Annotated in this window: 1 protein-coding gene; it reads left to right on the top strand. The window is 57.6% G+C overall.

Annotated features, from left to right (window positions below):
- Nucleotides 1–8: 8 nt before the first annotated feature.
- On the top strand, nt 9–217 hold a 209-nt coding region (locus ACW9IB_RS29595; RefSeq protein WP_457416883.1), incomplete at its 3' end, for a cupin domain-containing protein.

Below are 217 nucleotides of genomic sequence, written 5' to 3'. Positions count from 1 at the left end.
TTCCAGTCCTGGCCCACGATGCCTCCGAGAAGGTCTCGGTCCTGCAGGACCAGATGCTGAAAAACGTCCCCGGCAAAAAAGCCATGATGATCGAAGTCGACTACAAACCCGGCCAGTCCTCCATCGCCCACAAACACGACGGCACGGCGATGGCGTATGTTCTCGAGGGCGAGGTGACTTCCCAGGTCAAGGGCGAACAAGCGATCACCTACAAGAA

The sequence above is a fragment of the Pseudomonas sp. SDO524_S393 genome, from assembly GCF_054071875.1.
This window is presented reverse-complemented; position numbering and strand designations above follow the sequence as displayed.